We start from the raw sequence: 26,559 nt of genomic DNA, 5'->3' as shown, positions 1-26,559 counted from the left end.
ACTTTAGATACTAAAAGGATAAAAAAGCGGGGGAGGACCAGCTGGTCCTCCCCCGCTTTTTTATCTTTCAAACTGTAAGCCGGGCGCTCTCTACTCGTCCAGCGCCTTATCGGCGATCTGCTGCTCGGCCATAGCGATAAAATCGGCTACCGGCATAGCACCCAGGTCGCCGCCTTTGCGGCTGCGCACCGATACTGTGCCCGACTCTACCTCTTTTTCGCCCAGCACCAGCATATAGGGGATCTTCTCCATCTGGGCCTCGCGGATCTTGTAGCCCATCTTCTCGGAGCGGTAGTCCCCCTCCACCTTTAAGCCCGCCGCTGCCAGCTGGCTCTCCAGCGCTTTGGCCTGCTCGTGGAACTTGTCGCTGATGGGGATGATCTTCACCTGTACCGGAGCCAGCCACAGCGGGAAAGCGCCGGCAAAGTGCTCGATGAGAATGCCGATGAACCGCTCGATGCTGCCGAACACCACCCGGTGGATCATCACCGGCCGGTGCTTCTGGCCGTCCTCACCGGTGTATTCCAGCTCAAAACGCTCGGGCATCTGCATATCCAGCTGAATGGTTCCGCACTGCCAGGTGCGGCCGATAGCGTCCACCAGATGGAAGTCCAGTTTGGGGCCGTAAAAGGCGCCATCTCCCTCGTTGATGCTGTAGTCGCGGCCCATCTCTTCGATGGCGCTCACCAGACCCTGGGTCGCTACCTCCCAGTCCTTTTCATCGCCGATATGGTCCTCGGGCATGGTGGACAGCTCGATATTATAAGTAAAGCCAAACAGGTTATACACCTTATCGATCAGCTGCACCACGCCTTTGATCTCATCTTTGATCTGGTCGGGGGTCATAAAGATGTGGGCGTCGTCCTGGGTAAAGCAGCGCACCCGCATCAGGCCGTGCAGCGCGCCCGAGAGCTCATGCCGGTGCACCAGGCCCAATTCGCCCACCCGCAGCGGCAGGTCGCGATAGGAGCGGGGCTGGGTCTTGTACACCAGCATGCCGCCGGGGCAGTTCATCGGTTTGATGGAGTAGTCTTGCTCGTCGATGACGGTGGTGTACATGTTGTCTTTATAGTGATCCCAGTGACCGCTGCGCTCCCACAGCGTACGGCTGAGGATCATCGGCGTGCTGATCTCTACATAGCCGGCCTCTTTGTGGATCTGGCGCCAGTAGTCGATCAGGGTATTTTTCAGTTCCATGCCTTTGGGCAGGAAAAATGGGAAGCCCGGTCCCTCCTCCATCAGGGCAAATAGTTTCAGCTCTTTTCCCAGCTTGCGGTGGTCGCGCTTTTTGGCCTCCTCGAGCATGGTCAGATGGGCCTCCAGCTCGCTGGCTTTGGGGAAAGCGGTGCCGTATACCCGGCAGAGCATGGCTTTACCCGAATCGCCGCGCCAGTAGGCGCCGGTAGAAGAGGTCAGCTTGATAGCCTTTACTTTCGAGGTGTCCATCAGGTGGGGGCCGGCGCACAGGTCGCAGAAGTCGCCCTGTTTAAAGAAGGAGATCTTCTCCCCCTTACCGGCGTGCTCGGCGATGAGCTCCAGCTTGTAGGGCTGGTCTTTCATCAGCTCTCTGGCCTCGTCCGGCGACAGCTCAAACCGCTCCAGCGGCAGCGCCGCCTTTACGATCTTTTTCATCTCGGCCTCGATCTTTTCCAGGTCCTCGGTGGTAAAGGGCTTCTCCAGGTCAAAATCGTAGTAAAAGCCGCCGTCGATAGCCGGGCCGATGGCAAACTTGGTATCGGGGTACAGGTGCTGCACCGCCTGGGCCAAAATGTGCGAGGCGGTGTGCCAAAACACCCGCTTGCCCGCGTCGTCGGCAAAGGTCAGCACCTCCAGTGCGCAGTCGTGCTCCAACGGCTGGCGCAGGTCGGCCACCGCGCCGTCGACCAGCCCCCCCACCGCATTGCGGTAAAGGCCCATCGATATCTGTTTGGCCACATCGGCCACGGTGCTGCCGGCCTCTACCTGCAGCACCGAGCCGTCTTTTAATCTCACATCGATCATCTTATAAGTCCTCCTGTCTCACAGTTTTTATGGATACCGGTCTGTTTTTTGTTGCAAAAAAGCGCTCCACCCCTCACTTTCCTCTACGAGAAACTAAGGGATGAAGCGCAACTGTTTCGTTTGGCTCCACGGTTCCACCCAAATTGTACACCGCCTATCTGCGGTATACCACTTGACTTGCGGGGAATAACGGTCCCTGGCCGGCAGGTATTGACTGCGCTCCGGGGTGGTACGCAAAGGGCCGGTCACCGCGCCGCTCTCAGCACAAAGGCAGCGCTCTCTGTACGGTGCCACAGCCGGTGCACATGTCCCCATCACCGCTTTGACACTGTCAGTGTAACACAGCCCCGGTCCGCTGTCAAATAGGTCTCGCCGCTCTCCCAACGCCTTTTTTCATTCTTTTGTGCGCTGCCTGCATTTTCCTTGACAGTCTGTATAGCTCTATTATAAAATAGTCATGTAGTCTGTTTTGTTTTATTCTACCAATAATACATAAAACGCACAAAATTTTAGGAAAAGGAGGGGTTTTTTTATGCCATTTACGCCGGTTATGATCGTGGTACTGGTGCTAATCGCGCTGGTCCTGATGGCAGTGGCTTTCGTGTTGGGCACCGTATACCGCAAAAAAGTGTCCGAGGCCAAGCTGGGCGACGCCGAGACCGAGGCGACCCGCATCGTCAACGAAGCCGTAAAAGAAGCCCAAGCAAAGAAAAAAGAGAGCCTGATCGAGGCGAAAGACGAGATCTACAAACTCAAGACCGAGGCCGACAAAGAGATCAAGGAGCGTCGCTCCGATATCTCTCGGCAGGAAAAACGGCTGATCCAAAAAGAGGAGTCACTGGACAAAAAGATCACCGCGGTCGAGCAGAAAGACGAGAAACTCAACCAAAAACTCAAGGCGGCCGACGACAAGTTAGAGGAGATCGAGCAGGTCAAAAAGAGCCAGTTCGAGATGCTCGAGAAGATCTCCGGTCTCACGGCGCAGCAGGCCAAAGACCAGCTGCTGCAAACGCTGGACGAGGAGCTCACCCACGAAAAGGCGGTGCACATCTCCAGCTACGCCACCTCTTTAAAAGAGGAAAAGGACGAGCTCACCCGCAACCTGCTGGCCACCACCATCGCCCGCTGCGCCGCCGATCACGCCTCTGAGGCCACGGTATCGGTAGTGCCGCTGCCGAGCGACGAGATGAAGGGCCGCATCATCGGCCGCGAGGGCCGCAATATCCGCGCGCTCGAAACGCTCACCGGGGTCGACCTCATCATCGATGACACCCCCGAGGCCATCACCCTATCCAGTTTTGACCCGGTGCGCCGCGAAGTGGCCCGGGTGGCGCTGGAGCGCCTGATACAGGACGGCCGCATCCATCCATCCCGCATCGAGGAGATGGTGGAGAAAGCCAAGACCGATGTCGATAACATCATCAAGCAGGAGGGGCAGCGCGCCGTCATGGAGCTGGGCGTCCACGCCATCAACCCCGAACTGGTCAAACTCATCGGCCGGCTGCGCTACCGCACCAGCTACGGCCAAAACGTGCTCAACCACTCTATCGAGGTGGCGCAGCTGGCAGGCCTGCTGGCCGGCGAGCTGGGCGTGAACATCGATATGGCCAAACGGGCCGGCCTGCTGCACGATATCGGCAAGGCGCTGGACCATGAGGTCGAGGGCTCGCACATCAAGATCGGCGTAGACGTGGCCAAGCGCTACAAGGAAAACCAGCAGATCATCCACGCCATCGAGGCCCACCACGGCGATGTAGAGGCCAAGACTGTTCTGGCCTGTATCATCAAGGCCGCCGATGCCATCTCCGCCGCGCGCCCCGGCGCCCGCCGCGAGAATGTCGAGAACTACATCAAGCGCCTGCAGCGGCTGGAAGAGCTGGCCAATTCCTTCGATGGCGTAGAGAAATCCTTTGCCATCCAGGCCGGCCGCGAGATTCGCATCATGGTCAAGCCCGAGGTGGTCAAAGACGATCAAATGGTCATCCTGGCCCATGATATCGTCAAAAAGATCGAGGCCGAACTCGATTATCCCGGCCAGATCAAGGTCCACATGATCCGCGAGAGCCGCGCGATCGACTTTGCCAAATAAGGTACATACCGCGTGGGGGGAGGCAGACGGCCTCCCCCCACTTTTTACTCTCTCACATAAAGGAGCACCACAATGAAGATCCTGTTTATCGGCGACGTGGTGGGCCCCCAGGGCTGCCGCTTCCTGCAAAAAAAGCTGCCCCAGCTCAAGGCCCAGTACCGCCCCGACCTGACCATCTGCAACGGCGAGAACTCCGCTGCGGGAAATGGGCTCACCTTCGACAGCGCCGACTGGCTGCTGCGCTGCGGGGCCGACGTCATCACCACCGGCAACCACCTGTTTAAAAAGCCCGAGGCCCGCCAGGTGCTGGAGCGCTGCCCCCACGTGGTGCGCCCGCTCAACTACGACTGTGCCCCCGGCGATGGCTACTATCTGTTCGATTCCATCAAGGGCCGGGTGTGTGTCGTCAGCCTGATGGGCACCGTATTTCTCGATGCGCTGCCCTGTCCTTTTCGCACCATCGATGCCTTTTTGGCACACCCGCCGGTGGAGTACGACTGTCTGGTGCTCGACTTCCACGCCGAGGCCACCAGCGAAAAGCGGGCCATGGGCTTTTTCCTCGACGGCCGGGCGGCAGCGGTGCTCGGCACCCACACCCACGTCCAAACTGCCGACGCCCAACTGCTGCCCGGCGGCACCGCCTATATTACCGACGCCGGTATGACCGGCCCCATCGACTCGGTGCTGGGGGTCAAAAAAGAAGTCATTTTACAGCGCTTCTTGACCCATCTGCCCAACCGATTTGAAATTGCCGACGGCGACTGCTCTGTACAGGGAGTGTTTTTTGACACAGATGGCAAAAAGGCAAAAACCATCCACGCATTTTGTGAGAGTTAGCCTATCTTTAGATTTATTATTGAATTATTTTAAACACTATGTTACAATTTTCTCATGCAAGACCATAGATCGTCGCGCAGGAGGGAACCACCATGGAAGTGTTAAAAGTATCATCTAAATCCGCCCCCAATTCGGTGGCAGGTGCAATCGCAGCAGTGGTCAAAGAGCACGGTGCAGCAGAGCTCCAGGCAGTCGGCGCCGGGGCCATCAACCAGGCCCTCAAGGCAGTGGCGGTAGCGCGGGGCTACATGGCGCCGTCGGGCGTCAACCTGATCTGTGTGCCGGCCTTTACCACCATCGCCATCGACGGCGAGGAAAAAACGGGTATCAAGCTCATTGTCGAACCCCGCTAAAACAGTTCGCCACTCACCACTTACTAGTCACTACTCTTTTTTCCATCTCTTTAAAAAAGGCATAGAGGGCGGTACAGTTGTACCGCCCTCTATATCCATTTGGGCACACCTGCCCACTTACTGCCTAAAAGCACCTATGCGCCGTACAGGCCGGTGATCGCCGTCTGGGCCAGCAGGTGGCCCTCCATGGCAAAATACATCTCGTTATAGGTAAAACCGTTCTGCAGCGGTAGCAGGCAGTCCAGCGCAAATACGTGCAGCTGATAGCGGTGGTCGCCGTCAGGTGGGGCCATCCCGCCATAAAAGCTGGCCTGTCGGCGGTCTAAGCTCCCCAGCGGCCCGGCCCAGCTGTTGGCTCCCTGCAAAAAGTCATCTCTCTCCTGGCTGGCATTTTCCGGCAGGCTCCCCTGCTGCATGTTGGCCGCCACCCAGTGGATCCACGAAAACCCGCAGACCGGGATGGCGTCCTTGTCCTCAAACAGCAGCGCAAACGACTTGGTCCCCTCCGGCACATCGTGCACGGCAAAGCCAAAGGAGCGGCACGGCATATCGCCGATAAAGTCCTCTCCCCGGCTGCCAAAGCGGTCTAAAAAGCGGCCTTTTTGTATCGCGTCGGTCGTGATATACATCGAGCTCCCCCCATCTCTACTGGCCACTGCAGCGCCGCGTGGCGCTGCCGGCGGTGTACTTTTCCTTCTAACTCCAGTATACCACCGCTGTAAAGCAGTGGCAGTTGCCGTACAGATATTTACAAAAGGGCTGCAAATCGGTATAATATGAAGATACACAAGGCCCGCTGGCGGTCGGCCGGCCGGTCTTTGTGCGGCGCGGCGGCGCCGTATAAAAACGGTGGCCGGGCGCGAATACCCGCAACTTTTACATATAATATCCCCAGCGGAGCGTACAATACAAAAAACTGGGTCTTTGCCATCTACAGAAAAAAGGAGTGATCAGGTTGCTAAAATTAGAGAATCATCTGGGCACCACCACCATTACCGGCGAGTATTTTGCCGGCCTGGTGGGCAACGTGGTGAGCGACTGTTACGGCGTTATCGGCATCGCCGCCTCTACCCCGGTCCAGGGCATCAAGCGCTTTTTGTCCGGCAAATCCACCCCCGATCAGGGCGTGCGCATCAAGACCATCGGCGATAAGCTGGTCATCGATATCCACATCGTGGTGCTCTACGGCATCAATGTGTCGGCTATCGTCAAGAGCATCATCAACAAAGTTCGGTACGCCGTGTCTCAGGCCGTGGGGATGCAGGTCGCAAAGATCAACGTGTATGTCGACGGTATGGCTGCCGAATAAAGGAGAGTTTTCATGATCACAGGAAAAATGCTGCGGGATAGCATCATCTCCGCATCCAACAATATCCAAAACCAGCGCCTGGCCGTCGATGAGCTCAACGTGTTCCCGGTGCCCGACGGCGATACCGGCACCAACATGTCTATGACCATCTCGGCCGGCGCCAAGGAGCTGTCGATGCTGCCCGACACCTGCACCGTGGCCCAGGCCTCAAAAACGGCGGCCTCGGCGCTGTTGCGCGGGGCGCGGGGCAATTCCGGCGTGATTTTGTCGCTGATTTTCCGCGGCTTTTCCAAGGGTCTCAAGGAGCACGAGACCGCCACCGCGGCCGATATCGTAAATGCCCTGCACGAAGGAGTCAGCGCTGCCTACAAGGCGGTCATGAAGCCCACCGAGGGCACCATCCTCACTGTGGCCCGGGTCAGCGCCGAGAAGGCCGATGACTTTTTACTCGAAAACGACGATACCACTGCCCTGTGGAACTTTGTCTGCCAATGCGCCAAAGAGGCGGTAGCCAACACCCCCGAGCAGCTGCCGGTACTCAAAAAAGCCGGTGTGGTCGATGCTGGCGGGCAGGGCCTGCTCGTCATCTTCGAGGGCATGCGCAGCGTCATCTGTGACGGGGTGATGGTCGAGGGCGAGAACGCCCCGTCCGCCGCGCCCGCTGCCGCGGCTCCCAAACAGGTGGCCGGCGAATTCGACATGAGCATGACCGAGCTCTACTGCACCGAGTTCATCATCAACAAAAAAGATCCCGGCGCCGACTCGCTCAAGCTGCGCGCCTTTTTAGAGGCCATGGGCAACAGCGTAGTGGTGGTCGACGATGAGGACATCATCAAGGTCCATGTGCATACCGGCAATCCCGGCGGCGCACTCACCGAGGCGGTCAAGTGGGGCTATCTCACCAACTTAAAGATCGAGAACATGCTCGAGCAGTACAAGGCCCGCCTGGCCGCCGGGCAAGAGCCCAGCGAGGACACTCCGCCCAGTTTCGAGAGCGGCGAGTCGGGGGAGGACTTCTCCTACAAGCCGGTAGATCCCGATATCCCCTACGGCTTTGTGGCAGTGGCTGCCGGCAGCGGCGTCAAAAGCCTGTTTGTCGACTTGGGCGTTAACGCCGTGGTCAGCGGCGGCCAGACCATGAACCCCTCCACCGAGGACATTCTCAAGGCCATCCACTCGGTGCCGGCCAAAACCGTGTTCGTGCTGCCCAACAACAAAAATATCATCATGTCCGCCGAGCAGACTCTCTCGCTGGCCGACCGTCGGGTAGTGGTGCTGCAGACCCGCACCATCCCCCAGGGCCTCTCGGCCATGCTCAGCTTCGACCCTGATGCCAGCGTCAAAGACAACTCGGTCAACATGACCAAGGCCATTGACCACGTGGGCACCGGCCAGATCACCTACGCCGCCCGCAACTCCGACTACGACGGTCACAAGATCAAAGAGGGGCAGATGCTGGCCATGGTCAACGGCAAACTCTCGTTTACCGATACCGACCTGCAAAAAACAGTGGTCAAACTGGTGCGCCAGCTCATCAAAAAAGATACCACCTTCGTCACGCTGATCACCGGGCTGGACGTGCCCACCGCCGAGAGCGAAGTCATCGAGGACGCGGTGCGCGCCAAGCTGCCAGAAGGTGTCGAGATGGCTGTGGTGTACGGCGGCCAGCCGGTCTACTACTACATCATCTCGGCCGAGTGATGCGCGCCGTCTGCCATATCTTCTGCCGGTATGCCTGCTGGGGCCGGCAGCTGCACAAGGTGTTTTCGTGAAAGACCTATTTTCTGTAGATATCCAATTTCTCAAGGGAGTGGGACCGAAGCGCGCCCAGCTTTACCAAAAGCTGGGGGTCGACTCGGTCGGCTCCCTTTTGCAGTATTACCCCCGCAGCTACATCGATCTGCACGACACAGTGCCCCTCTCCGCTGCCCCGTTCGACTCCCCCTGTGCCGTACAGGGGCGGGTGGTGCGCAAGCTGCCGGTAGCGCGGCTCTCCGGCGGGCGCAACCTGTACAAGGTGCTGTGCACCGATTACGAGCAGGATTTTGCCGTCACCTTTTTTAACACCCCCTACCCCTACGGCCAGCTCGTCGAGGGGGAGGACTATATCTTCTACGGCAAGTTCGGCGGCACCTTTACCGGCCGCCAGGTGGGTTCTCCCCTGTTTATCCCCGCCGGTCAGCCCCACGACGTGCTGCCGGTCTATCCGCTCACCAAGGGGCTCACCTCCAAAGAGATCAGCCGGTCTGTGGCCGTGGCCATCGACGCTTTTTTAGCCCAGCTGGCCGACCCGCTGCCCAGCTGGGTGCGCACCCAGTACGACCTGTGCCACATCGGCTTTGCCGTGCAGAACATCCACCTGCCCCAGTCGCCGCAGGCCGCCCAGCTGGCCCGCCGGCGCCTCATCTTCGAGGAGCTGCTGGTGCTGCAGCTGGGCATGGCCCTGCTCAAGCAGCGCACCCGCCGCCGCACCGACTACCGGCTCATTCCCCCCGATCTGGCCCCCTTTACCGCTGCACTGCCCTACCAGCTCACCGGCGCTCAGCGCCGCTGCATCGGCGAGATACTCACCGACCTGCAGCGCCCGCAGCCCATGAGCCGTCTCTTACAGGGAGACGTAGGCTCGGGCAAAACGGTGGTGGCCGCCGCCGGGGTGTACGCTGCCGCCCAAAACGGGGCCCAGAGCGCGCTGATGGCCCCCACCGAGATACTGGCCGAGCAGCACTACCAAACGCTCAACACGCTGCTGCAGCCGCTGGGCATCACCGTGGCGCTGCTCACCGGCAGCACCAAAGGCGCGGCCAAAAAGGCGCTGCTGGCCGATCTGGCGGCCGGCAAGATCGATCTGCTGGTCGGCACCCACGCGCTCATCTCGCAGAACGTCACCTTCTCCAAACTGGCGCTGGTCGTCACCGACGAGCAGCACCGTTTCGGCGTCAAGCAGCGGGGCGCGCTGGGCGAAAAAGGGCAGTATCCACATATGCTGGTCATGTCGGCCACCCCCATCCCCCGCACCTTGGCCCTCATCATCTACGGCGATCTCGACATTTCGGTACTGGATGAAAAGCCGGCCGGCCGCCGCGAGATCGAGACCTTTGCCGTCGACTTCGGTAAATTTCGCCGGGCCGTAGCCTTTGCCGAAAAGCAGATACGCGCCGGCGGCCAAGTTTACGTGGTCTGCCCCCTTATCGAAGACAGCGGCAGCGAGCTCAAAGACGCCGCCACCGCCCAGCAGCAGATCCAGCAGCTGCTGCCCCACCGCCGGGTGGGTCTGCTGCACGGCCGCATGCGCCCCAAAGAAAAAGAGGCGGTGATGGCCGCCTTTAAACAAAAACAGCTTGATCTGCTCGTCAGCACCACCGTCATCGAGGTGGGGGTCGACGTGCCCGACGCCAACCTCATCATCGTCCAAAACGCCGAGCGCTTCGGCCTCTCGGCTCTGCACCAGCTGCGGGGCCGGGTAGGCCGGTCCGACCGCCAGAGCTACTGCATCCTCATTTCCGACGCCCAGGGCGAGACGGCCAAAAAGCGGCTCGACGCCATGTGCCGCACCAGCGACGGCTTTGCGCTGGCCAATTTCGACCTGGAACTGCGCGGCCCCGGCGACTTTTTCGGCAGCGCCCAGCACGGATTGCCCAAACTGAAGATCGCCGACCTGCTGCAGGACCGCATGGTCTTAGCCCAGACCGGCACCGTCTGCCGCCAGCTGCTGGACGCAGACCCACAGCTGCGCCAAAATCCCCTGCTGCGCGCCGAGGTCGGCCGCCTGTTTTCGCAGGTGGGGCAGCAGGGCCTCAACTAAACGCCCCACGCTGCCGGTGCTCAGTGCCCGGCGATGGCAAAGCGAGGTATCTCTTATGACACTATTTCAAAATGTCACGCTCATCGACGAGATGGGCAACGTAACCCCCCGCACCGACCTGCTGGTACAGGGCGGCAGGATCGCCCAGATCGGCACGGCGATCCCCTGTCCGCCGGGCGTCGAGCGTATCGACTGCACCGGCAAATTTCTCACCCCCGGCCTGGTCGTACTGCACACCCACACCCCCATGAACATCTTCCGCGGTATCGCCGAGGATGTAAACATCGACGACTGGTTCAACCGGGAGCTCTGGCCGTTCGAGAGCAAGATGACCGAGCAGGACATCTACTGGGGTGCCAAACTGGCCTGCGCCGAGATGGCGCAAAACGGCGTCACCGCCTTTGCCGACCACTACTTTGGCTGTCAGCACATCGCCCGTGCCGCCGGCGAACTGGGCCTGCGCTGCGATCTCGCCTACACCATCTTTGGCTTTGGCGGCGACCCCGAGCCAGAACTGCAAAAGGCCGAGGAGCTGCTGGCGGCCTACGCCGGCAACGAGATGGTCCACCTGCGCATCGGCCCCCACTCCCCCTATATCTGCTCGCCCCAGGTGCTGCGGCGGCTGGTAGAAGCGGCCCGTCAGCACGGCTGCGGTATCCATCTGCACGTGTCCGAGACCGCCGAGCAGGTAAAAGAGAGCTATCAAAAGTACGGCAAGTCCCCCTTTGCCGTGGTGGCCGAGGCAGGTGGTTTCACCGTCCCCTGTATCGTGGCCCACGCGCTGTATATCCAAAAAGAAGACCTGCCGCTGCTGGCTGGTGATACCTTCGTTGCCGCCTGCCCCAAGACCTATCTCAAGCTGGGTATGGGTGAGGGCCAGCTGTGGCAGCACTGGCAGTCGCTGCAGCTGGGTATCGGTACCGACGGCGCCGCCAGCTCCAACACCATCGATCCCTTAGAGCAGGTGCGCCTGTTTGCCCTGCTGGGCAAATGGGCCGATCAGGCCGAGCAGTTTACCCTGCCGCAGATGTGGCAGCTGCTGTTTGCCGGGCACCGGGCGCTGCCGTTCGGGGCCGGTAGGTTGGCCGTGGGCGCACCGGCCGATCTGGCTCTGTGGGATCTGGACACCCCGGCCACCGCCCCGGTGTACGACCCCTTAGCCGCCATCCTCTACAGCGCCAGCGCCGCCAACATCACCCACACCATGGTGGCAGGCAGATTTGTCAAAAAAGAAGGCCGCCTGCAGACCGATGTCACCGCCATCACCAAACAGGCCGCCGACTGTGCCGCCGCCATCACCCGCCGCGGCCGCGGCGAGAGCAAGGTGTATTTCTAGCACCTCTGCGCATCCGCCGGGTATCCCCGCGCCGCCGCGGCGATGCCGCCAATAGGCCTTTTCCTGCCGAGCCGCCCCACAGGCGGCTTTTTTGTCGTCTCTCGATTGTGCTGTACCGGCCAGGCGTGTATAATAAAAACAGATCAGAGCGTCCGGCCAGTCCACTGGCCGGCGAGAGAGGAGTTTTCATCACTTGGAAAAGATCGGGTTATACGGGTTCGGCTACCTGGGTAAAGGCCGGGCCTACTTGGAAAAACTGCAGCAGCACGCCACCGAGGCCGTCGACGAACAGGCGCTCAACCAGTATGTCCAGCAGCAGATCGAGCGCGGCGAGGTGGTGTATTACGGCTATCAGGCAAACGGCAGCCTGGCCTATGGGCCCGACTTTTCTCCCGCTAAAGCCCAGGCCAAAGCAGTGGCCACCGGCTATATCGACCACAGCGGTGACAAGCTGCTGGCCTGCACCCGGCGCGGGCCCAGCGGCAGCTGGGGCGAGGTGTTCTTTACCGACCACACCTTTTTGTTCAACACCATGCGCGCCTACCGCATGGGCTTTCTCAGCTTTCGCAGCTACGAGGAGGCCGACGCCTTTATCTGCGCCATCCACCAAAACCTGCTGCCCGGCGAAAAGTGGCAGTTTGCCAAGGGAGAGCAAAACCCCGCTCTGGTGCGCCCCAAGACCCGGTACGAGATCCTGGAGTCCTACCTGCAGATGACTTTTTCCAAGCTGGTGCTGGAGTATCAGGACCCCCAGAGCCCCAACTACCAGAAGATCATCTTCTCAAAAGACGGCAAGTACTGCTACTTTAACACCGGTCTGCTCACCAATTTTGCCGAGGATCTCTACCTCATAGGCGAGGTGTACGGCAAAAAGCCAAACGGCCTGTTCATCTGCAACGATCCCCGCATGGCCGACGGTCAGCGCAGTCTGGTCACCCGCTACGGCTTTGCCAAAGAGGCGGTGCAAAACGGTCCCGGCGTGGCCACCTTCTTCACCAGGATACAGGACATCATCTACGACCCCAGCGTCCCCATCGACTTCACCGCCGCCAAGCTGCAGCATATCATCGTCGACGGCATCGAGCGGGGCCGTTTCCCCCGCCACTACACCCAGCAGTACCAAAACGGCCAGATCGCCCTTTGGGACCTGTCGCAAAAACTAAAGGCCGGCATCGAAAATGCCCGCCTCATCGCCACCCGCAACTACAAATATGTAGTGCCCCAGTACCGGGCCGCCACCCGCCAGCGCCCAGGAGCCATCCAGTTTTTAATGCCCATCTACCTCGACCGCATGTTCGACAAGCAACCCGATTTTGCCCTGGTGCTCAGCTACCACGACGGCTACTACGTGCCCGAGACCATTTTGCTGCTGGCCTGGGCCTATCAAAATGCCCGCATCCTCTGCAAGCCCGATGACAGCTGGCTCAACCCCAGCGAGATCATCGACGACGCACCCGAAGGTGCACCGTCCGACGAGAGCACCGCCGCCCCTGTCACCCACCACCCGGCGCCCGCCGTCAGTACCGCCAGCGCACCGCCCCAGTCGCCGGCTACTGCCGGGCCGTCCGCGGTCGCATCAGTCGTTTCCCGCCCGGCAGCCGGGGACTCTACTCTGGCAGAGGGGGATCTGGCTTTCCCTCACCGCGTCTGGCTGCGCCAGCTCACCATCGGCAACAACGCCAGCCTGCGCGGTCTGTTTGACGGCGACAAAGTGGGGACCATCTCCCGTAAAAAGACCGGTGACTGCGATCTCGAACCACTGCTGGGCCAACAGATGCTGGTAGATATCGTGGCCCGCAATCCGCTGGGCGGCACCTATCAGGCGACGCCGGTGCGCGATGGGTCAAATGCCTTCACCCTGCGCCCCGAGCACCCCAACTGTGCGGTAAAGCAGCCTGCCGGCACCCCAGCCCACACCCCACAGGCGCAGGCCGCTCCCCATCAGGGCAGCCATACCACCACCAGCACAGCTCCCGCTACCGCCGCGCCCGACCTTCCGGCAGCTGTACCGGCCGCCGCCACCTCTCCGCTGGAGCAACTGGTGCAAAATCTTCCGCAGGGGATAACGGTGCAAGACCTGTTTTCCCAACTGGTACAGGGTATGCAGGCCAGTATAACCCCCACCTCCAATCCGGCCGAAACCGCGCCGGCGGCAGCACCTGCACCCATCCCGGCGCCACCGCCGCCCACAGCCGGCCCCACCAGCTCGCCGTCCATCGGCGACATAGTCGTGCTGCGCGATATCAAAAAGGGCAATAACGGCGGCATCCGCGGGGTTTTCGGCGACGGCAGTGCTACTGCCACCATCTCCCGCTCGCTGCTCACCCACCCCAAAGCGTACTACTACGAAAAGCAGCAGCTGCCGGTACGCCTGCTCGGGGTCAATCCACTCGGCGGCGGTTTCCGCGCCGAGCCGGCCGAGCAGCCCTAAACAGCACCCGTTTCTCAGCACCGCCCGTCTCATGACCGGCGGTGCTTTTTTGCTCCGGACAGGTAGCGCGCCCCTGCCCTATTACACCGCACCGGTGCGCTCTGTATACCGGCCGATCTCTTTATCTCCATAGCTGTCTCCTCGTCCCACTGCTCCCACACGGGGGTAGTGCCAAGGCATCTCGCCGATCGCACAGCTCCCCCTTTACCGGCGCCGCTCCTCCAACCGCCTGCACATAAAAGAGGTACCGTGCCGGTCTGCACGGTACCTCTCTATTTTTCCGCTTGTCACGGTGCTTCTTTTTTGCCTGTCACAGTATCACACCATCACAGTATTGCCGCAAGTCTTACGGCTGCACCTTGGCCAGTTGGGGCTTGGCAGTTACGGTCAGTTGTCCATCCTGCACGTCCACCACCAGGTCGCTGCCGGCGTCAAAGTCGCCGGCAATGATTTTTTTGGCCAGCAGCGTCTCCACCTCTTTCTGGATGAAACGCCGCAGCGGGCGGGCGCCGTATACCGGGTCATAACCGCCGTCTACCACATAGGCCTTAGCCGCCGGGGTCAGTTCACAGCGCAGCTGCTGCCGCGCCAGCCGGTCGCTCAGCTCATCTATCATCAGGTCTACGATCGCGGCGATGTTGTCCTTGGTCAGCGGTTTGTAGAACACGATCTCGTCCAGCCGGTTCAAAAACTCGGGGCGGAAGGTCTGGCGCAGCAGCGCCTCTACCTGCTCCCTGGCCTGCTGGGTGATCTCGCCGCTCTGGTCGATGCCCTCCAGCAGGTAGGCCGAGCCCAGGTTGGAGGTGAGGATGATGATGGTATTTTTAAAGTCTACCGTGCGGCCCTGGCTGTCGGTGATGCGACCATCGTCGAGCACCTGCAACAGGATGTTGAACACGTCGGGGTGGGCTTTTTCCACCTCGTCGAACAGGATCACCGAATAGGGTTTGCGGCGCACCGCCTCGGTCAGCTGACCGCCCTCCTCAAAGCCCACATAGCCCGGAGGAGCGCCGATCAGCCGCGATACCGAGTGTTTTTCCATATACTCGGTCATGTCGATGCGCACGATGTTGTGCTCGTCGTCAAACAGGTTCTGCGCCAGCGCCTTGGCCAGCTCGGTCTTGCCCACACCGGTGGGGCCCAAAAAGAGAAACGAGCCGATGGGCCGGTTCTCGTCCTGAATGCCCGCCCGCGAGCGCAATATCGCCTCGCTGACCTTGGTCACCGCCTCGTCTTGGCCCACCACCCGCTCGTGCAAAGTGTCCTCCAGGTGCAAGAGCTTCTCTTTTTCGCCCTCCATCAGCCGCGATACCGGTATTCCCGTCCACCGCTGTACGATGCGGGCGATCTCCTCCTCGGTCACCTTGTCTCGCAATAGGTTATCCTCACGGCTGCCGCTCTCGGCCAGCTTTTCCTCCTCCTCCAGCTCCTTTTGCAGCTGGGGCAGACGGCCGTATTTCAGCTCGGCAGCGCGGTTCAGGTCGTAGTCCTGCTCGGCCTTCTCGATCTGGGCCGAGAGCTGCTCCAGCTCCTTGCGCAGGTTCTGTACCTTGCCGATGGCCGCTTTCTCATTGTCCCACTTGGCTTTCATAGCCGCAAAGTGGTCTCGGGCCTCGGCCAGCTCTTTTTGTATCTCGGCCAGGTGCTCTTTCGACAGCGTGTCGCTCTCTTTTTTCAGCGCCGCCTCCTCGATCTCCAGCTGGATGATCCTGCGCGACACCACGTCCAGTTCGGTGGGCATCGAGTCGATCTCGGTGCGGATCATAGCGCAGGCCTCATCCACCAGGTCGATGGCCTTGTCCGGCAAAAAGCGGTCGGAGATGTAGCGATCCGACGGGGTGGCTGCGGCGATGAGCGCCTGGTCCTGTATCTTCACCCCGTGGTACACCTCGTAGCGCTCTTTTAAGCCGCGCAAAATGGCGATGGTGTCGTCCACCGTCGGCTCACCCACCAGCCCCGGCTGGAACCGCCGCTCCAAAGCGGGGTCTTTTTCAATGTACTGGCGGTACTCGTCTAAAGTAGTGGCGCCGATACAGTGCAGTTCGCCCCGGGCCAGCATGGGTTTTAACAGGTTGCCCGCGTCCATCGAGCCCTCGGTCTTGCCGGCGCCCACGATGGTGTGCAGCTCGTCGATGAACAGGATGATGCGCCCCTGCGAGCCCTTTACCTCTTTGAGCACCGCTTTCAGCCGCTCCTCGAACTCGCCGCGGTACTTGGCGCCGGCGATGAGCGCGCCCATGTCCAGCGAAAAAATGGTCTTGTCTTTTAAACTGCCGGGCACGTCGCCGCGCACGATGCGCTGAGCCAGTCCCTCGGCGATAGCGGTCTTACCCACGCCGGGCTCACCGATGAGCACCGGGTTGTTTTTGGTCTTGCGCGACAGGATGCGGATGACGTTGCGGATCTCGTCGTCCCGCCCGATCACCGGGTCGAGCTGTTGGCCGCGCGCCCGCTCCACCAGGTCGGTACCGTACTTTTTCAGTGCGTCATAGGTGGTCTCCGGGCTGTCGGAGGTGACCCGGGTGTTGCCCCGCACCGACGACAGCGCCTGTAAAAACTTGTCCTTGGTGATGCCAAACTGGTCAAAATAGCGCTTTAACGGGGCGTTGGCCGCCTCGATGAGCGCCAAAAAGATGTGCTCTACCGACACGTATTCGTCTTTCATGCCAGCAGCCGCCTTCTCTGCCGCCACCAGCACCCGGTCCACGTCCTGGGTGATATACACCTTCTCCGGGTCGCGGCCCGGTCCCGTCACGTGGGGGATGGCCGCCACCAGCTTTTGCGCCTCTTTTTGGGCCACCTGTGCGTCGAGTCCCATCTTGGGCAAAAGCTGGCTGATGAGCCCCTGCTCCTGGTCGAGCAGTGCCAGCAGCAGGTGCTGCTGCTCGATCTGCTGGTTTTGGTACTCGATGGTCAGCGCCTGCGCCGACTGGATGGCCTCCAGCGATTTTTGCGTAAATTTATTAGCCTGCATAGTCTTCCTACCTCCTCTTCTGCCCGCATTTTTGGGGGCGGACAGCGCTCCTTTGGCGGAGTCTTTTTCTTTTCTTACAGCTTCTAATTTACCCAAAAATTATGTCTAAATCATGAAATATACGTATCTACTTTTTAAATATTAGCACTCTATCAAAAAGAGTGCTAATTTGTGCCCAAAATAAAGACCGTCCCCGCTCTCGGGGTCGGTCCGCACCGGGCACTATTTAGCTGCCACAGCCGCCGCGAACAGCAGTACCAGCAACCCTGCCCCCAACAGCACAGTCATCGCCCACCGCGACCATGTTGCCTGCCTGCGCTCGACCTCTGCCTCCGTCAACTTGCCAGGCTCATAGCTGGCAGCGGCAGCCGCCCTGCTTTTAGCCGCGGCACGCGCATATCCGCCGTAGCGCTCCAACTGCTCTCCCCGGGCAAAACGAACTGCTTTTTGATAAGCGCTATACTGCTCCAACACCTCCGTACTGTTTTCTAGCGCATCTTCCGAGCACAGCTTTAGCTCAGCCAACAGCTTGCCCATATAGGCGCTGGCTAAAAAGGGCTCTATATCCAGCGCCCGCTCAAAATAATCCGCCGCCGCGGCAAAGTCTCCGTCCTCCAAAGCCAGCCGCCCTCTGGCTGTCATCGCACCGGCTGTCGTCACCTGCACCTTCAGGTCTCGAAGCAGGCTCACGCCGCCACAAAATCGGCAGGTCACCTAATCCTGACCCGGCAATATCTCCAGCTGGGCGCCACAATTTTTACAGGTAAATACTGCCTGTTTCCATCTCTTACTCCCCGCTCCTCACGCCTTTGTCAAAAGCACCACCAGCAGCATAAACAGTACCGCTCCCGCCACTACCCACAGTGCACAGCCATACTCCTTGTTGTCTGTTTCAGGCTCGCTATGTCTCTCCAGCGCACGGGCGATCTCGGCCCGCTCCGCGCTCTCCCGGCGCAGCATCTCCTGTCTGTACTGCTCATTTTCTCGCTTCGCTTTCATTTCCGGGCCCTGTAGCCACTGCTGTATCTTTTCCTCACAGGCCAAATACATCTCTCGCTGTTCGGGGCTGCCAAACTCCACCGCCCGTAAAAAGTCCGGCTCTTGGGCAATAGAGCGCTCCAGTTTCTCCATCTGCTCCGGCCGGTCAGCTCCCATCTTCAGCATCAGTCGGCACCAGTAGGCCTCGCTGCAGCTGGCGTCGGCATTCAGCACCCACTCTATATAACTCGCCGCATGTATTCTGTCACCGTCGCGCAAAAACATCTTGGCGCGCTGCAGCAGCGAGCGGGCAGAGATCATTTGTCCCTCTCGGCCCGCTCTGCCGCCTGACGGCAGACAGATCACCGTATCACAAAATGGACAGGTCGCCGTATTCTTTCCCTCTTCTATGGGCACCGAGGCCCCACACTGTTCACACTTGATCGACCACATAACCTGCACCTCCACCGCCGGCCACCGGCCGGCACCCACCTATATAAAACAGCTCTCAGCCGTCATCTGAGATCGTCCTCTCTCGGCGCCGCCCACATCTGCGGCCAATTCTTCCCCGCAGCGGACCGCGGCGGGCCGCAGCGGCAAAATCGGCAAGCCGCCCGGTACCTGCCTGTTGCTGACCGCGGCCCCGCTCCCCCGCAAACATGTAGCTCCCGCTCTTTTGCCGAGTGTATGAGCTATACTTGTATCGCACAGCGGCCACACGCAGCCGACTGCCATCGTCTGCAGTGCCTTACCCTGCTTGTCAGTTTATCTTTTCACAGTTTTCTACCGGGCAGGTACCGCCAGCCGCTGTGTTCACGCCCCCCGCCAAAGCACCAAAAGCGGCAATAATTGAGCCATCGGTCAGGCCGGGTGCGCCGCTTTTCCCGCCAGCGGCCTGCAATCCATCACCGCCTCGGCGGTGTACAAGTCGGGGTCTGTCTCCGCACCGCCTGTCATGCCCCTGTGCTCCTCGCTTTTTTACGCGCTGCCGGATCTCTCTATGATGCCGGTTCCATTTATCTCATTATAGGAAAAAACGACACGATGTGCAACCGCTGCTGTCCTCTTCTACCCCGCTTTACCCGTGCATATGCTGGTAAAGTGTAAAGACCTATCTAGGCCAAAAGAGGGGGGAACTCCCATCGTGCAAACGGCTATCGCCAAAAATCACTCCCGCCACGTCTGGCTACAGCGGCTGTGGGGGGCCGGTGCGCTCACGGTGCTGGCGCTGTTTTTGCGCACCCTGAGCATCTCTTTCAAGATCTACCTCTCCGGGCAGATCGGCGCCGCGGGCATGGGCCTTTACCAGCTGATCTACTCGATCTACGGCTTTGGCTGTACACTGGCCTGCGGCGGTCTGGGGCTGGGCGTCACCACCCTGTGCTCCCGCGCTATCGCCAAAAAACAGTGGCACCGGGTGCCGCAGGTGGTGTTGCGAGCGCTGGCTTTTGCCGCCGTACTGGGCTGTATTGCCACCGGGCTGCTCTATTTTGGCGCCGCACCGGTGTCCAAAATGCTGGGTCAGCCTATCCTGGCCACTCCGCTGCGGCTGTTTTCGGTCTCGCTGCCGTTCGCCGCTATCAGCGGCTGCCTGCAGGGGTATTTCTACGCCACCGGCGAAGTGGTGCGCAGCGAGCTGTCGCAGGTGCTCAAGCGCTTTACCAAAATGGGCATCGTCATGGCTGCTTTTGCCGCCTCTCCCCCCCGCCAGATGGATGCGGCACTGGCCCTTATCTTTTTTGCCTCGTCTCTCTCCGAGATCGTGCCGGCTTTTTATCTCTCGGTGCTCTACCGCATCAGCCGCAAAAAATTCACCTCTGCCCAGTTGCCGCCTTCTGCTCTTACCGCCGCCAAAGGCTCTATCGCGCTGGCGCTGGTAAAGATCTGCCTGCCGCTGGCCGTGTGCCAAAACCTGCAGAGCGCCTTTCACACCCTCGAAAACACGCTGGTGCCCCAGGGCTTTGCCAAGAGCGGCATCGCCGACGCCATGGAGCGCTACGGCGTGCTCAGCGGCATGGCCATGCCCCTGCTCTCCTATCCGGCGGCGCTGCTGGTCAGCTTCTCCATGCTGCTCATCCCGGCCATCGTGCGGCTGCACACCCGCGGCCAGCGCGAAAAACTGGGCCGCAGCCTGTCTCACATTTTGCGTATCACCTTTGTTTTCTGCTGCGGGGTCATGGCCGTCTTTCTCTTTTTCCCCGATCCGGTCTCGGGCATCTTCAGCACCAAAGGCGTCGCGGTCTACCTGCGCCTGTTGGCGCCGCTGTGTCCGCTCATCTACATGGATCACGTCACCGACTGTATGCTCAAAGGCCTGGGTCTGCAATTTCACGTCATGATCCAAAACCTGACCGATATGATGCTCACCGTCGTACTGCTCTACTTCCTGCTGCCTGTCTGGGGGCTGGCCGGGTATCTGTTCACCCTCTACTGCACCACCACCTACAACCTCGTCGCCGGCTGGTGGCTGCTGCGCCGCCGGGTCGATTTCTCTTACCTGGCGCCGGGCTGGGTGGCCAAGCCGCTGCTCTGCTGTCTCATCGCAGGTTTTGTCGCCACCCGCGGGCTGCCGCCGGTGCTGTCGGCGTTTCCCGTTCGGCTGGTCCTGTTTCTCGTGCTCTACTTCGTGCTGCTGTTTCTATGCCGCGACCTGACCGGCAAAGATCTGCACCGCCTGCGGGCCCTGTTGGGATAGCAATAGCCAGCTGCCACCGGCACAGCAGGGGCCGAAAATAACTGGAAAAGCGGGCGGACCATATTGTTGGTCCGCCCGCTTTTCCATATATGCACCAATAAGCGCGTCAGTTTTCTAATCCCCCGTGGCATATGGGCGCACCCTCAAAAGATTCTGCGTGTTCTACTCTAAAGAGGTGGGAAAGCAATAGATTGGCTCGACGATACGCGTGTAGTCATCAACTGCATCGAGACACATCTGGCAGAGGTCATCTCCCACGGCTGCGCCGCCCGCGCCACGCAGATCGCCCGCTGCCCTACCCATCATTTTCAGTAGATGTTCTCACACCGCACCGGGGTACCGCTGCCGGGAAACGTTCGACACCGGTGACCGACTCTGATCGCCTTTGAGCTGCGGGCTGGCAAATGTATGGTGATCGATGCCCCCCAAATACGGCAGCGAGCCGCCGAAGGCGTCCAATCGGGCACTTAAAAACCACACAGCACCGCGTCTATACCTGCGCGCGATACAGATGCTTCGCTCAAGGGCTACCCCCAAAATAGCCCTCCCTATCGCCATCAGCACCACCGTCAGCGCCGATCAGAAAACGCCATAAAAGCAGGTGCCGCAGTTTTTCAGTAAGTGCGATAATGACCTGTACCCGTTCAGATCGGGGGCCCATTGGGCTGCTTTGGCAGCGATCACCACATCTCAGCACTTTACGGCCACAGCAGAGATACCTCTCGGTGCATACCCATATACTCTGCCAGCTCCTGTTCCAATCTCTCTGTACTCGATAAGTTTACGGTACCCAAAGCACCGTCGGCAACCTGCCTTCTCTTAAGTACCCGGCGGCAGCGCACACGCCATGCAGAAACTGCTCTGGACCGGATGGTCCCCCACCTCCGCGCACCAGTCGGTGACGGGCATCCCGTCAGATTGGGTGTTCCACGGGCTGGCCGGTCATAACTATATCTTCATCTTCGGCGAGAACTGGAGCCCCGTCAAAAACAGATAGCCGCACTGCACACGCGATCACCTATAACGACCGCTAGAGGGGCGCCACCAGGCGCCCCTCTATGTTTTTACAGCCTGCGCGCGCACAGCTGGCAAACACTGGCCGGTCAGCATCTACACACAAATAAGAACATCTCACCCCGGTCATCCAAGGCGATCTCTTTGCTGAAAGATTTATACGTGGTGATCTCTCTGAACCCGACCTCCTGCAAATACTGCTGCATCTCCCCAAACCGGTAAAGATGCGTCTGAAAATCCATCGCTTCACTCTGCAGCAGCTCGGTGCCGTTATACAGTTCATATATCCCCGGCGAAAATTGGGTCTGACTCTGTTCATCATAGCGATTTTTGCTCTTTAAGATCAGGTCAAACCCCTCTTTTGTCTTTACCGAGATCGCTTTTTTATATGTGCTGTCGTCTGTACACCGTGTAGCGATGGTATCCACCGCAAAGACAAGGCGGCCCCCCGGCAAAAGCAGGTCCTTCAATTTGCACAGGATCTCTTTACACAGGTCAATATCCGTAAACAGAGACATCGAGCCAGAGGTGATAAAGATATAGTGAAATTTTTCTTGGGGCGCAAATTCTAGAATGTCTGCTTGAACGACCTCTGCCGCAGGTGCTTTTTGCTTTAATTTTTCCAGCATCTCCTCCGATAGGTCTACACCGCTAATATCAAACCCTCTCTTTAAAAAAGGGACCAAAAAGCGCCCGCTCCCACACAGCGGTTCCAATATCTTCTCTCCTTTACCGGCAAAAGAGAGGTAAAACTCCAGCTCATCCCGCGGTGCTTCGGCATGTAAGATCTCATACATCTCCGTGCACAAACTGCCGTAGTAATTTTGTCTCTGTTCTCCCACTTTCTCCATCTCCTATCCCGGTCTTGCCATCGCCGCAGCACTTCGATTGCAGGCCGTCCAGCTTTCCGGCCCCTCTCGCAACAGTACTACCCACATTTTGCCACATTCCCGTTTCCTTTTCAAGACGACATGTATGACCTGCAAATTTTTAAATACTATTTAGCATAAGCCACTGTTTAGTAATGCTATCTTCCATAAGAGAAACTTCGCACATTTTCAAAATTAGAGGTTGCGCACGGCAGTTATGGATATTTTACCCGAATGGATGGTACATCTCGACGACGGGGACGTGACCTTCATCAAAAAATTTCTGCTGGCTTCCGGCTCTCAAAAAGAGATCGCCAAACAGTACGGGGTCTCCTATCCCACCGTGAGGATAAAGCTCGATAAACTGATACAAAAAATAAAGATCGCCGAAGAGGCGATCGAGGACCCCTACATAGCCACCATCAAGCGCCTGGCCGTCAACGAAAAAATGGATTTCAGCACCGCTAAACTGCTGATAACTGCATACAAAAAGCAAAAGGAGGCGCCGTAGACATGAGCGAAACGTCTGTCTGGACCTATCTCATAAAACTGGCTATCTTTGGCACCGCTTTCCTCTTTCTCTTTTCGGTACTCCAGTACTTCCTCTGCAAAATAAAGCGCTGGTGGCCGGGGCTCATACTCCCACTTTTGACCTTCCTGCATTCTTTACCACTTATAAGTTGGCTTTTGCCTTTACAAAACATATCGGGGCCACGCATAGTAGCGCAGTGGTTTTCTTCTTTTGCCTCCGCCAACATCCCCACCGCCGTTTTTCTCTGTATCTATTTGGCCTGCCGCGGAAAGCATAAAAAGAAAAAACAGATCGAAAAAATGAATATCCAAGACCTGAAATAAAGTCTTTTTATCGTCTGTGCGATGCGACAAAGGAGGGGCAACACTTATGGATGACCAGCTCACATGGATGCCAAGGCTCGCCATATTCATTTTTCAACTAATTCCGCTGATCGGTTTCTCTTTACTGCAGTACTTCCTCTCAAATAAAGATCACAAGTGGCTGGGCTACATACTCCCCATCCTGTCTTTTTTCAATGCCGGTTTAAAAGTCTTTCTCTGGGCGCTTCCACCAGTTTCCATACCGCTCCCCCATGCCATACATCGCGTCCTATCTTCACTTTTCTTCCACAACATCCCCACCCTGATCTTCCTCTGCATATACTGGCTCTGCCGCAGAAGAATAAAAAAGCGCGCTCAAATAGAAAAAATGAACATACAGGATCTCGAGTAGTCTCCTGCCCGTCTGCCGTACCTGCATCTCCCCCGCCTGTCACTGCAAAGCTCTGCTTCCACATAGCCCAATACCCGCAATTTTATAAATTTCCTCCACCCTGTGGCCGCCGATACTGTCTGAAGACCTATTTTTTTAAAAATTCCCAGGATAGCCTCCACCAGATCTGCACATACTACTAGCAGGCAAGTCCCCACTTAAATTTTGGAGGTATGTATCATGCACAACTGCAAAGCCAACAAGTCGATCAAATGTACCGTCCAGCAGTGCAAAAACCACTGCGAGAACGAGAACTTCTGCGCCCTGGACTGCATCACCGTGGGCACCCATGAGCTCAACCCCACCATGGATCAGTGCACCGACTGCAAATCTTTCCAGCTCAAATAAGTGTAGCGAAACTTCACTAAAAACATGATCGTGCGTTTGCAACTGAAAAAGCGGCCTGATACAGGCCGCTTTTTCCTATGTACAAAATATTTTCGTCGTCCTCGCCACTAGCGGTACGGCACTACCTTTTCAAACACGCCCATGTAGCGCGGCGTCACCCGCTTATCCACGTGGTGCTTGCCAAAAAACCACTGTTTAAACTCGATCTGCCGCGAGATCGTGTCCAGGTACAGGCCATAATAGCTGTCGGCTTTGGCCTCCAGATCCAAAAACGAGGCGATCGCATACGGCGGCTCATACGACACCACCAGGTCGGTCTTCTCGCCGGCGTGCTGCTGGCAAAAAACGTCCAGCTCGGCCTTGGTCGGCAGCTGGTCGCAAAACAGCTCGCGGCCAACGATATCCTGATCCATCGACTCGCCGCCGCCAAAAGCCAGCAGCCGCTTGCCGTCAATGTCGTAAAACTGGCCGGTGAGCAGCTGGTACACCCCCTGCTCGATACGGCGGGCCGGGGCGCCGTACACCGTCTCCTCCGGGTATTCGCGCAGCAGGTCGTAGTTGTCGCCCGAGCCGGGCACGAACAGGATGGTATACTTCTTTTTGCCCAGCTTTTTTAAGATCTTCTGCTCGCGCTTGCCCCCGTCCCACACAAAGCCAAAATCGCCGCAGACCACCAGCACATCGCCCTGTTTCAGGCGGCGCACCGCCTTGTCCTCAAAGCGGTCATAGTCGCCGTGGGTATCACCGGTTATATACAGCACAGCATCGCCCCCTAGCAGGTGGCCGCCAGCGCCTGCTCGAGATCGGCCAAAATATCGCCGATCTCCTCCAGTCCCACCGACAGCCGCACCGTGCCGGCGGTGATGCCGGCCGCCTTCAGCTGCTCTGGGGTCAACTGGCTGTGGGTAGTGGTGCCCGGGTGGATCACCAAACTGCGCACGTCGCCCACATTGGCCACGTGCGAGAACAGCTTCAGCGCACTGATGAACTTGGCGCCGGCCTCTTTGCCACCGTGCAGCTCAAAGGTAAACACGCTGGACGCCCCCTTGGGCAGGTACTTTTTAGCCAGCTGGTAGTCGGGGCTGGAGGGCAGCAGCGGATAATTGACCTTATCCACCGCCGGGTGTCCCTCTAAAAACTCGGCCACCTTCAGGGCGTTTTCACAGTGGCGCTGCATGCGCAGCGACAGCGTCTCGATACCCTGACAGATCATAAAGGCGTTAAACGGGCTCAGGCAGGCGCCCAAGTCCCGCAGGTACAGCGCCCGCAGCCGGCTGATAAACCCGGCATTGCCAAAATCCTTGGCGAACACGCAGCCGTGGTAGCTGCCGTCCGGCTGGTTATACTGGGGGAAGCGCCCGTTGCCGGCAAAGACAAAATTGCCCGAGTCCACCACCACACCGGCCATACTGGTGCCGTGGCCGCCCAGGTACTTGGTGGCCGAGTGCACCACGATATCGGCCCCAAACTCGATGGGCCGCTGCAGGTACGGGGTGGTAAAGGTCGAGTCGACGATGAGCGGGATCCCGTGGCGGTGGGCCAATTCAGCCAGCTTTTCGATGTCGGCCACATTGGCGTTGGGGTTGCCGATACCCTCCACAAAATAGGCTTTGGTGCGGTCGTCGGTGGCGGCCTCCCAGGCGGTAAGATCGTTGGTGTCCACAAAAGTGGTGGTGATGCCCATCCCGGCAAAGGTGGGCCCCAGCAGATTGATGGCCCCGCCATAGATCTTGTCGGAAGACACGATGTTGTCACCACACGCCGCCAGGTTGAGCATCACCGCACAGATGGCCGCATGGCCCGAGGCAAAAGCCAGCGCCCCCACGCCGCCGTCCAGCGCCGCCACCCGCTCCTCCAGCGTCTGCTGGGTGGGGTTGGAGATGCGGGAGTAGATGTTGCCCGGCGCCTTGAGCTCAAACAGGTCCTGGGCGTGCTGCAGATCTTCAAATCCGTAGGCGGTGGTCTGGTAGATGGGCAGCGCCCGCGAATAGGTCTGGCTGTCCAGCTGTTGGCCGCTGTGGATAGCCATGGTATCAAAGCCGTATTTCAATGGATATGCCCCCTTAATTAAGATTTCCTTCATTGTTTTTTGCCGTGCGATTTGCTATACTAATGAGCGTAGAGTGGCTTATTGGGCCCACAAAAGCCCATCTTCCACCCGCCTGCAAGCATTTTTAACAGATCGCGCGGCCGCGGGCTCGTTTTCCCGCTGCATGTGCTTTCATCATACAATATTTT

Annotated in this window: 22 protein-coding genes; 14 read left to right on the top strand and 8 right to left on the bottom strand. The window is 58.9% G+C overall.

Translation table 11 applies throughout. The features are described from left to right. Positions 1–90: 90 nt before the first annotated feature. Positions 91–2,001 carry a threonine--tRNA ligase gene (gene thrS / locus C6Y32_RS01415; RefSeq protein ID WP_105203374.1) on the bottom strand — a complete coding sequence of 637 codons (1,911 nt, stop codon included), beginning with the start codon at positions 1,999–2,001 and terminating at the stop codon, positions 91–93. A 532-nt stretch (positions 2,002–2,533) separates the two neighbouring features. Here thrS and rny point away from each other — a divergent pair. From rny to C6Y32_RS01400, 3 genes are all read left to right on the top strand, one after another. Beyond that, complete coding sequence (rny, locus tag C6Y32_RS01410) at positions 2,534–4,090, top strand: ribonuclease Y (protein WP_105203373.1); 1,557 nt, start codon at positions 2,534–2,536, stop codon at positions 4,088–4,090. A 72-nt stretch (positions 4,091–4,162) separates the two neighbouring features. Then, complete coding sequence (locus C6Y32_RS01405) at positions 4,163–4,927, top strand: TIGR00282 family metallophosphoesterase (protein WP_105203372.1); 765 nt, start codon at positions 4,163–4,165, stop codon at positions 4,925–4,927. A 92-nt stretch (positions 4,928–5,019) separates the two neighbouring features. Further along, complete coding sequence (locus C6Y32_RS01400) at positions 5,020–5,280, top strand: stage V sporulation protein S (protein WP_105203371.1); 261 nt, start codon at positions 5,020–5,022, stop codon at positions 5,278–5,280. 134 nt (positions 5,281–5,414) lie between these two features. Here C6Y32_RS01400 and C6Y32_RS01395 read toward each other — a convergent pair whose 3' ends face one another. Beyond that, complete coding sequence (locus C6Y32_RS01395; RefSeq protein WP_105203370.1) at positions 5,415–5,909, bottom strand: YbhB/YbcL family Raf kinase inhibitor-like protein; 495 nt, start codon at positions 5,907–5,909, stop codon at positions 5,415–5,417. A gap of 317 nt (positions 5,910–6,226) precedes the next feature. Here C6Y32_RS01395 and C6Y32_RS01390 point away from each other — a divergent pair, with 317 nt between their 5' ends. The 5 genes from C6Y32_RS01390 to C6Y32_RS01370 all read left to right on the top strand — a co-directional run bounded on the left by C6Y32_RS01390 (position 6,227) and on the right by C6Y32_RS01370 (position 14,158). Next, positions 6,227–6,589: an Asp23/Gls24 family envelope stress response protein gene (locus tag C6Y32_RS01390; protein WP_370738795.1), complete on the top strand. Its 363-nt coding sequence runs from the start codon at positions 6,227–6,229 to the stop codon at positions 6,587–6,589. A 12-nt stretch (positions 6,590–6,601) separates the two neighbouring features. Continuing rightward, positions 6,602–8,290 carry a DAK2 domain-containing protein gene (locus C6Y32_RS01385; protein ID WP_105203368.1) on the top strand — a complete coding sequence of 563 codons (1,689 nt, stop codon included), beginning with the start codon at positions 6,602–6,604 and terminating at the stop codon, positions 8,288–8,290. Between the two features lie 67 nt (positions 8,291–8,357). Then, the gene (recG, locus tag C6Y32_RS01380; RefSeq protein ID WP_105203367.1) at positions 8,358–10,391 is read left to right on the top strand and encodes an ATP-dependent DNA helicase RecG; all 2,034 of its coding nucleotides are present in this window, start codon (positions 8,358–8,360) and stop codon (positions 10,389–10,391) included. 55 nt (positions 10,392–10,446) lie between these two features. Further along, positions 10,447–11,727 (top strand): amidohydrolase family protein, encoded by a 1,281-nt coding sequence (locus C6Y32_RS01375; RefSeq protein ID WP_105203366.1) that lies wholly within the window; start codon positions 10,447–10,449, stop codon positions 11,725–11,727. A 193-nt stretch (positions 11,728–11,920) separates the two neighbouring features. Then, positions 11,921–14,158 carry a DUF3825 domain-containing protein gene (locus C6Y32_RS01370; RefSeq protein WP_105203365.1) on the top strand — a complete coding sequence of 746 codons (2,238 nt, stop codon included), beginning with the start codon at positions 11,921–11,923 and terminating at the stop codon, positions 14,156–14,158. A gap of 346 nt (positions 14,159–14,504) precedes the next feature. On the opposite strand, the gene clpB is transcribed toward C6Y32_RS01370, so the two are convergent. The 3 genes from clpB to C6Y32_RS01355 all read right to left on the bottom strand — a co-directional run bounded on the left by clpB (position 14,505) and on the right by C6Y32_RS01355 (position 18,563). Next, entirely contained in the window at positions 14,505–17,132 is a 2,628-nt protein-coding gene (clpB, locus tag C6Y32_RS01365; protein ID WP_105203364.1) for an ATP-dependent chaperone ClpB, read from the bottom strand. Positions 17,133–17,354: 222 nt separating this feature from the next. Then, positions 17,355–17,822 (bottom strand): hypothetical protein, encoded by a 468-nt coding sequence (locus tag C6Y32_RS01360; protein ID WP_105203363.1) that lies wholly within the window; start codon positions 17,820–17,822, stop codon positions 17,355–17,357. 111 nt (positions 17,823–17,933) lie between these two features. After that, a complete protein-coding gene (locus C6Y32_RS01355; protein ID WP_129589362.1) occupies positions 17,934–18,563 on the bottom strand; it encodes a TFIIB-type zinc ribbon-containing protein in 630 nt (209 codons plus the stop codon). Positions 18,564–19,254: 691 nt separating this feature from the next. Between C6Y32_RS01355 and C6Y32_RS01350 the strand changes: the two genes are divergently transcribed. Together C6Y32_RS01350 and C6Y32_RS15220 are read left to right on the top strand one after the other, a co-directional pair. Then, a complete protein-coding gene (locus C6Y32_RS01350) occupies positions 19,255–20,805 on the top strand; it encodes an MATE family efflux transporter (protein WP_164998070.1) in 1,551 nt (516 codons plus the stop codon). Positions 20,806–21,652: 847 nt separating this feature from the next. Continuing rightward, positions 21,653–21,802: a hypothetical protein gene (locus tag C6Y32_RS15220; protein WP_164998069.1), complete on the top strand. Its 150-nt coding sequence runs from the start codon at positions 21,653–21,655 to the stop codon at positions 21,800–21,802. A gap of 106 nt (positions 21,803–21,908) precedes the next feature. On the opposite strand, the gene C6Y32_RS01345 is transcribed toward C6Y32_RS15220, so the two are convergent. Continuing rightward, on the bottom strand, positions 21,909–22,661 hold the full coding sequence (locus C6Y32_RS01345) for a class I SAM-dependent methyltransferase (RefSeq protein WP_370738794.1): 753 nt from the start codon (positions 22,659–22,661) through the stop codon (positions 21,909–21,911). A 244-nt stretch (positions 22,662–22,905) separates the two neighbouring features. On the opposite strand from C6Y32_RS01345, the gene C6Y32_RS01340 reads away from it, so the two are divergent. The 4 genes from C6Y32_RS01340 to C6Y32_RS01325 all read left to right on the top strand — a co-directional run bounded on the left by C6Y32_RS01340 (position 22,906) and on the right by C6Y32_RS01325 (position 24,321). Next, positions 22,906–23,199 carry a DUF2089 family protein gene (locus tag C6Y32_RS01340; protein WP_105203359.1) on the top strand — a complete coding sequence of 98 codons (294 nt, stop codon included), beginning with the start codon at positions 22,906–22,908 and terminating at the stop codon, positions 23,197–23,199. 2 nt (positions 23,200–23,201) lie between these two features. Next, a complete protein-coding gene (locus tag C6Y32_RS01335) occupies positions 23,202–23,543 on the top strand; it encodes a hypothetical protein (RefSeq protein ID WP_105203358.1) in 342 nt (113 codons plus the stop codon). 46 nt (positions 23,544–23,589) lie between these two features. Further along, positions 23,590–23,934: a hypothetical protein gene (locus C6Y32_RS01330; protein WP_105203357.1), complete on the top strand. Its 345-nt coding sequence runs from the start codon at positions 23,590–23,592 to the stop codon at positions 23,932–23,934. 219 nt (positions 23,935–24,153) lie between these two features. After that, positions 24,154–24,321, top strand: a complete 168-nt coding sequence (locus tag C6Y32_RS01325) for a DUF1540 domain-containing protein (protein ID WP_105203356.1) — start codon at positions 24,154–24,156, stop codon at positions 24,319–24,321. Between the two features lie 107 nt (positions 24,322–24,428). Here the strand turns inward: C6Y32_RS01325 and C6Y32_RS01320 are convergent, their stop codons facing one another. Further along, on the bottom strand, positions 24,429–25,082 hold the full coding sequence (locus C6Y32_RS01320; protein WP_164998068.1) for a metallophosphoesterase family protein: 654 nt from the start codon (positions 25,080–25,082) through the stop codon (positions 24,429–24,431). An 11-nt stretch (positions 25,083–25,093) separates the two neighbouring features. Beyond that, on the bottom strand, positions 25,094–26,350 hold the full coding sequence (locus tag C6Y32_RS01315) for an O-acetylhomoserine aminocarboxypropyltransferase/cysteine synthase family protein (RefSeq protein ID WP_243206221.1): 1,257 nt from the start codon (positions 26,348–26,350) through the stop codon (positions 25,094–25,096). Between the last annotated feature and the right edge of the window lie 209 nt (positions 26,351–26,559).

The organism is Neobittarella massiliensis (ex Bilen et al. 2018) (assembly GCF_900289145.1).
GTDB lineage: Bacteria > Bacillota > Clostridia > Oscillospirales > Ruminococcaceae > Neobittarella > Neobittarella massiliensis.
The sequence above is the reverse complement of the archived record's forward strand: the minus strand, read 5'-3'. Positions and strand labels throughout refer to the sequence as shown.

Excerpts from the sequence above, each read along its gene's own strand:
- thrS (WP_105203374.1), bottom strand. The coding sequence starts at position 2,001 with ATGATCGATGTGAGATTAAAAGACGGCTCGGTGCTGCAGGTAGAGGCC.
- rny (WP_105203373.1), top strand. The coding sequence starts at position 2,534 with ATGCCATTTACGCCGGTTATGATCGTGGTACTGGTGCTAATCGCGCTG.
- C6Y32_RS01405 (WP_105203372.1), top strand. The coding sequence starts at position 4,163 with ATGAAGATCCTGTTTATCGGCGACGTGGTGGGCCCCCAGGGCTGCCGC.
- C6Y32_RS01400 (WP_105203371.1), top strand. The coding sequence starts at position 5,020 with ATGGAAGTGTTAAAAGTATCATCTAAATCCGCCCCCAATTCGGTGGCA.
- C6Y32_RS01395 (WP_105203370.1), bottom strand. The coding sequence starts at position 5,909 with ATGTATATCACGACCGACGCGATACAAAAAGGCCGCTTTTTAGACCGC.
- C6Y32_RS01385 (WP_105203368.1), top strand. The coding sequence starts at position 6,602 with ATGATCACAGGAAAAATGCTGCGGGATAGCATCATCTCCGCATCCAAC.
- C6Y32_RS01375 (WP_105203366.1), top strand. The coding sequence starts at position 10,447 with ATGACACTATTTCAAAATGTCACGCTCATCGACGAGATGGGCAACGTA.
- clpB (WP_105203364.1), bottom strand. The coding sequence starts at position 17,132 with ATGCAGGCTAATAAATTTACGCAAAAATCGCTGGAGGCCATCCAGTCG.
- C6Y32_RS01355 (WP_129589362.1), bottom strand. The coding sequence starts at position 18,563 with ATGTGGTCGATCAAGTGTGAACAGTGTGGGGCCTCGGTGCCCATAGAA.
- C6Y32_RS15220 (WP_164998069.1), top strand. The coding sequence starts at position 21,653 with ATGCAGAAACTGCTCTGGACCGGATGGTCCCCCACCTCCGCGCACCAG.
- C6Y32_RS01340 (WP_105203359.1), top strand. The coding sequence starts at position 22,906 with ATGGATATTTTACCCGAATGGATGGTACATCTCGACGACGGGGACGTG.
- C6Y32_RS01335 (WP_105203358.1), top strand. The coding sequence starts at position 23,202 with ATGAGCGAAACGTCTGTCTGGACCTATCTCATAAAACTGGCTATCTTT.
- C6Y32_RS01330 (WP_105203357.1), top strand. The coding sequence starts at position 23,590 with ATGGATGACCAGCTCACATGGATGCCAAGGCTCGCCATATTCATTTTT.
- C6Y32_RS01325 (WP_105203356.1), top strand. The coding sequence starts at position 24,154 with ATGCACAACTGCAAAGCCAACAAGTCGATCAAATGTACCGTCCAGCAG.
- C6Y32_RS01315 (WP_243206221.1), bottom strand. The coding sequence starts at position 26,350 with ATGGCTATCCACAGCGGCCAACAGCTGGACAGCCAGACCTATTCGCGG.